Genomic DNA, 5,559 nt, shown 5'->3' with positions numbered 1-5,559 from the left:
CCCCCGCCCACCACCGAAGGACGGGCTCCGAACCCCGGACCCCGGCCGCCGGACGCGGCCGGGCCGACCGGTGTCAGTGGGCCCGCGTAGAGTGGGCGGCCGAACGACGAGGAGCCCGGATGACGCACGAACTCACGCTGATGGCCGTCCACGCCCACCCCGACGACGAGGTGCTCGGGACCGGCGGCCTGCTCGCCCGCTGCGCCGCCGAAGGCATCCGCACGGTGCTGGTGACCTGCACCAACGGGGAGCAGGGCGACGACTCCGGCGGAGTGAAGCCGGGCGAACCCGGCCACGACGCCGCAGAGGTGGCCGAGCGGCGCCTCGCCGAGTTGCGCGAGTCTGCCGGCCTGCTCGGCGTCGGGCACCTGGAAACGCTCGGCTACCGCGACTCCGGCATGGACGGCTGGTCGGCCAACGACGATCCCGAGGCGTTCGCGAACGTCCCGCTGGACGAGGCGGCCGGTCGGCTCGCCGAGCTGATGGAGCGCTACCGGCCGCAGGTCGTCGTCACCTACGACGAGAACGGCGGTTACGGGCACCCCGACCACATCCAGGCCCACCGCATCGCGCTGGCCGCGGCCGGGAAGAGCGGCGTGCCGGACAAGCTGTACTACACCGCGATGCCCCGCTCGGGCATGAAGCAGATGTTCGAGACCATCCGGGAGGCGGGCGTGGAGATCGATTTCGACCCGCCCGACGACTTCGGCACCCCCGACGAGCTGATCACCAGCATGATCGACGTGTCCGCGCACGTGGACGCCAAACGGAAGGCGCTCCAGGCGCACGCGAGCCAGGGCGAGAACATCTTCCTCCTGCGGCTGCCGGAGGAGATGCAGCAGGCGGCGTTCTCGTTCGAGTCCTTCGTCCGCCACTACTGCCGCGTCGAGGCGCCCGACAAGGAAGAGGACCTGTTCGAAGGTCTCAGGTGACGCGCGCCTGGGCCCGGTAGTGGTCGAGGACGTCCTGGCGCAGCAGGTAGCCGAACCCGGTGCGTTCGAGCCGTAGCGCCAGGGCCGCCTCGCCGGTGCCCAGAGTGGCGGCCGTGGCGTCCAGCCGCCAGTCGTGCGCGGCGAGCTGCTTGAGCAGGAAGCCGCGTTTGACCTGGGCGTCCGAGAGCCGGAACGTCTTCATGTAGGCGACGCGGCCGTCGGTGCCGGTGATCGTCTCGCCGATGTGGTTCTCCCTGCGCAGGCCGAACGACGGCAGGAACCGCGACAGCTCGAAGCCGTTCAGGTACTGGACGACCTGGCGGGACCCGTCCTCGTCGAAGAGCCGCCCGGCCATGACGTCGTCGTGGAAGGCGGCCCACTCGGCCCGCCTCCTCCGCGCCGCCGCCCGCAGGTCGTCGAGCGAGCGGACCTCCGCGTCGTCGATCCCCGCCGACAGGTCGGCCGCGGGCGCCCTCAGCAGGCCGTTCAGGTAGATCAGCTCGCCGAAGAGGTCCTCGACCAGCGTCGGGTGCAGCGCCCGGTAGTCATCGGGATGCGGGACGACGAACGCGCTGGCCAGCGCGTCCGCCACGTACACCATCACGCCGCACTGCCCCGGATGGATCTCGAAGAGCCGGAGGGCGTCCTCCAGTCCCCGGACCTGGAGCCCGAGGTAGGTCTCCTCGTACCGGGGGGAAAGCCCATGCGTGACCGCCCTGCGCGACCATTCCTCCCAGGCGATCTCCGGACCGCCGAAGTGCAGCGCGAGGTAGCCCTCCACGGCCAGGTGCAGCGGCAGGAAGCGGAGCCGGTCCTTGCCCGTCCTGCGCGCCGTCCGCTTCATCCGCCGCGTGTTCCGCACCGGCATGCACGGCAGGACGGCGGCGCCGTCGTGCCGCAGCAGCCGGGTCCCGTAGGAGGCGGCGGGCATCTGGGCGTCCTCGCTCCAGGTCGCCACGAACGCGTGCGGGACGTAGGCGGTGTAGGTGGTCCCGTCGCCGGCCTCGACGGCCGTCACCGGTTCGTCGTAGACCTTCCGGTGCAGCCGCAGGTGCGGGACGGGCTCGTCCCGGACGAGCGGGACGATCCGCACGGCGCCCCACGTCTGCGCGGGTCTGGTCTCCAGCCCCTCCAGCCGGAACGTCATGCGCGATCCCCCAGGAAGCGGGCGGCCCGGTCGTCCAGGTGGGACCGCAGCTGCTCCAGGCCGACCCGTCCCTCCGCGAAGCGGCCCAGCTCGACCAGCGTCGGCAGGTCCTCGGCGTCCCGGATGCCGGCGGTCGGCACGGCCGGCGACAGCCGCCGGACATCGAAGTCGTCGGCGTCGTACACCGGGTTCAGGTGGGCGATCATCGTGCGCTGCCCGGCCGCCCGCCGGTGGCCCGGGTCGAGCCGCGTCCGCCAGATCCGCAGGACGTCCCCGGCGAGGCCGGGCGGCGCGTTGTCCCAGCCGTCCGAGACGATGATGAGCCGCTCGGGCCCGGTCTCCAGCGCGTCGATGATCCGCTCCCCCAGCGGCGTCGGCCCGGACGGGTACAGCAGCAGCTCGTCGGTGCGTCCCGACGTCCACAGCGGCGTGTACTCCTTCGCGAGCGCCTCCAGCAGGTAGTTCGAGGCGAGGGCGACCGCCAGCGGGCGCCGCCGCTTCTGCCCGGACCCCATCGACGAGTAGCTGTCGTCCAGGACCGCGGCGACCCTGCCCCACGATCCGCGCGCGGCCCCCGCCACGCGCCGCGCGGCGGTGCGCAGAGCCCCGGTCAGCTCGGCCCGCCGCTCGGCCCGCGCGTCCAGCGAGAGGGACAGCACGTACGAGGCGAGCCGGGTGAGGGGCGTCTGCCCCAGGTCCGCGCGGACGGCCTGTCCTCCGTTGGCCTGCAGGCGGAGCCGCTCCAGGCGGGTCATCCGGGGCTCGATGCGCTCCAGGAACACTTCGCGCGGGATCTTGTGCTTGGCCGCGAACCCCTCCGCGACGGTGTACGGCAGCTCGTAGATCGCTGCCTGTTCGTAGTGCGCCCGGCGCCACTGCTCGTAGATCGGCGTCCTGAACGCCTTGACGCTGAACGGCGCGAACAGGAAGTCGTGCTGCTCCCCGCGAAGCCGCAGGTGCGCGTGCCGCGCTGCGATCTTCACCGCTCCCCGGTACTTGACCGAGTCGAACGCCGGGTCGCGGCGGCCGGCCATCCAGTCCCGGATGATGGCGCGCGTCCGCCGGTTGTTCACGCCGCTCCGCCGCAGTTCGCGGAAGACCCGGTAGACCCGGTGCTGCGGCATCGTCTCCAGCCGCCGCGCGATCAGCCGCCCCTCGTACCGGCGCTCGTCGATGCCGGCGTCCCCCGCCCGCACCAGCAGATTCCGGATGATGATCGCCGCATTGTGGTCGTTGACGTTTAGCGCGAGGGCGGCGGCGTACACCTCCCGGTAATTCACGAGCATGTATTCGTGGAGGAAATCCAGGCTAAGCCGCTGATCACCGGCGTAACGCTGGAATTCCCGCTGGCCGGTCGACGTGATGGCCGCGTTGACGAACATCAGCGCGTCCTCGCACGCGACCAGTTCCGCGAACGTCTCGGTCATCGGTTTCCAGGTTCGGGGGCTGAGGGGCCGGCCGGGGAAGGAGGGCGCGAACAGCGAATCATCACTACAGGTGGGTTCCGGAAGTCACACCGAAGTCCCGCGGCCGGCTCCCGAACCGTAACACCACGCCGGAGCCGCCGGCCTCCCGATAAACCGGGCGCCGGCGCTCGCGGATCAGCGGATCGACTCGCCGGGGCCGACGGCCGGTCCGTGGTCGAAGGTGTGGCGGGGTCCGGGCAGGCCGCTGGGCACGGCCGGGGCGGCCTGCTTGACGCGCCGCGCGCCGAGGCTGCCGGCGACCTCGTTGCGCAGTTGCGGCAGCCGCGCGTACAGGACGTCGCCCGGGCAGGCGGTGGCGTTGTAGTCGCGGTGCCCGACGATGGCCGCGTGCGGGTCGAGCTGGTAGACGTCGCACAGCCATGCGCAGGTCGCGACGAGCTCGCTCCAGAGCGAGCCGGTGGGGCCCGCGGTCATGTAGATGCCTTCGTTCTCGATGCCGATCGTGTGGCTGTTGTGGTTCCCGGTATGCGCGCCGACGACGTGCCGGCCCGCGCTGATGGCCTCGGCGCTGCGGTTGCGTCCCTCCATCAGGTGGCCGCCGCGGCTGATGGTGAGCTGCTGACCGGTGTCGGCCCAGCCGTTGCCGTCCATGTGGAAGTTCTGGATCGAGCGCGACAGCGAGAAGGCGTGCTCCAGCGAGTAGTCGGTGGAGTTCGCCGTGGCGGTGTGGTGCACGACGATGTGGTCGGGGCCCTGGTCCAGCACCGTCGCCGCCGACGTGGGCGGCCGCGCCCCCCACTCGGAGCGCGTGTACAGGCGCGGCGCGGCCTGTGCCGAGGCCGCGGGCGGCGCACCGGCCACCGGCCCCAGCAAGGCGCCGCCCAGGACCGCACCTGTGCCCCCGAGAAGACCCCGCCGGGTGAGACGGATTTCCGCGTCCATGTGCAACTCCCTCCGGAGATGTTGATCAACCAGAGCCATGGTCGCGAATGCCAACAACTGAGACAATAGGGACTACCGTGCCTATCTCGGATTTGCGTGCACGGTGTGATTTTGTGCCAATTCACGGACCGCCCGACTGTGGATTCTCGGCGCGTGCGGGAGAAGGGGACGGCCGGTCCGGAGCGGCGGTCAGCCGGCGAGGCCCACCGCGCAGGATCCGGCGGCCGGTGGGCGGGGGCGAGGGCGGCTCCGGGTTCGCGAGCAGGGCATTCCGGCCGCCGAGGTGCTTCAGCGCCCCGGCACCCGCATGTCAGGAACGCGCGGACGCCGCCGCCCGGCCGAGGATGGCGGCGACCTCCTCCGGCCGGGAGACGTGCGGGCAGTGGCCGGCCTCGATCTCCACGATCTCGGCGCCGAGCCTGGCCGCGGCCTGGCGCCGGCACCATTCGGGCCGGAGCGTCCGGTCGGCTGTGGCCAGCACGTAGGTCGAAGGGATGCCCGGCGCCAGAGCGACCGGCTCCCGGTAGGGACGCTGCGGGACGAACAGGCGCAGCGTGGTCAGCGCCCAGCGCCGTGTGTCCGGATCGCAGTCGTGGAAGAGGAAGTGGGCGGCCGACTCCGGGTCGCTCGTCGGATCCTTGCCCAGCCATTCCGGATTGAAGACCTCCTCCGGCACGGCCGAGACCTCCTCCAGCAGGCCGCGTTTCCCGTCTGGAACGAACGCGGCCAGCCAAACCTGGCGGGCGGCACCGAGCCGCCGGGCGACCGCGGGCAGGATGACGCCGGCGCCGGAATGCGCGACGACGACCGGCGCGTCCAGATCGCCGGGCACCTTCGCGGCCACGGTCTCGGCGTAACCGCCGGCGTCCAGCTCGTCGTCGCTCGTGAGATCGACCGTCAGGGCACGGTGACCGAGGTCGCGCAGCGCATCGACGAGCCGGTCCCACCCCCCGGGCGTCTGAGTCGTCCCATGAAGCAGCACGACCTGAGTTGGCTCATTCGCTTAGTGCGTGAGGGTCTGGGTTCTGGATCGCGTTGAGGATGGCTTGCTGCTTGTCGGGGATGGCGGGGGCGAAGGTCTGGTGGGTGCCGTTGATGGCGATGGTGGCCG

5 protein-coding genes are annotated in these 5,559 nt (G+C 71.7%); 1 reads left to right on the top strand and 4 read right to left on the bottom strand.

Annotated features, from left to right (window positions below; genetic code table 11):
* Positions 1–119 precede the first annotated feature (119 nt).
* Positions 120–932 carry a PIG-L family deacetylase gene (locus tag E1285_RS42675; protein WP_132160598.1) on the top strand — a complete coding sequence of 271 codons (813 nt, stop codon included), beginning with the start codon at positions 120–122 and terminating at the stop codon, positions 930–932.
* On the opposite strand, the gene E1285_RS42670 is transcribed toward E1285_RS42675, so the two are convergent.
* The 4 genes from E1285_RS42670 to E1285_RS42655 all read right to left on the bottom strand — a co-directional run bounded on the left by E1285_RS42670 (position 925) and on the right by E1285_RS42655 (position 5,430).
* On the bottom strand, positions 925–2,079 hold the full coding sequence (locus E1285_RS42670) for a hypothetical protein (protein ID WP_132160596.1): 1,155 nt from the start codon (positions 2,077–2,079) through the stop codon (positions 925–927). The genes E1285_RS42675 and E1285_RS42670 overlap by 8 nt on opposite strands.
* The gene (locus tag E1285_RS42665; protein ID WP_132160594.1) at positions 2,076–3,506 is read right to left on the bottom strand and encodes a hypothetical protein; all 1,431 of its coding nucleotides are present in this window, start codon (positions 3,504–3,506) and stop codon (positions 2,076–2,078) included. The genes E1285_RS42670 and E1285_RS42665 overlap by 4 nt, the downstream gene beginning before the upstream one ends.
* 174 nt (positions 3,507–3,680) lie before the next feature.
* Positions 3,681–4,448: a peptidoglycan recognition family protein gene (locus E1285_RS42660; protein WP_132160593.1), complete on the bottom strand. Its 768-nt coding sequence runs from the start codon at positions 4,446–4,448 to the stop codon at positions 3,681–3,683.
* 310 nt (positions 4,449–4,758) lie between these two features.
* A complete protein-coding gene (locus tag E1285_RS42655) occupies positions 4,759–5,430 on the bottom strand; it encodes an alpha/beta hydrolase (RefSeq protein ID WP_132160592.1) in 672 nt (223 codons plus the stop codon).
* Positions 5,431–5,559 lie beyond the last annotated feature (129 nt).

It is taken from the genome of Actinomadura sp. 7K507, from assembly GCF_004348425.1.
In the GTDB taxonomy this organism is placed as follows: domain Bacteria; phylum Actinomycetota; class Actinomycetes; order Streptosporangiales; family Streptosporangiaceae; genus Spirillospora.
This window is presented reverse-complemented; position numbering and strand designations above follow the sequence as displayed.

Bases quoted from the DNA above. Each gene is read 5' to 3' on its own strand.
- E1285_RS42670 (WP_132160596.1), bottom strand. From the start codon at position 2,079: ATGACGTTCCGGCTGGAGGGGCTGGAGACCAGACCCGCGCAGACGTGG.
- E1285_RS42675 (WP_132160598.1), top strand. From the start codon at position 120: ATGACGCACGAACTCACGCTGATGGCCGTCCACGCCCACCCCGACGAC.
- E1285_RS42660 (WP_132160593.1), bottom strand. From the start codon at position 4,448: ATGGACGCGGAAATCCGTCTCACCCGGCGGGGTCTTCTCGGGGGCACA.
- E1285_RS42665 (WP_132160594.1), bottom strand. From the start codon at position 3,506: ATGACCGAGACGTTCGCGGAACTGGTCGCGTGCGAGGACGCGCTGATG.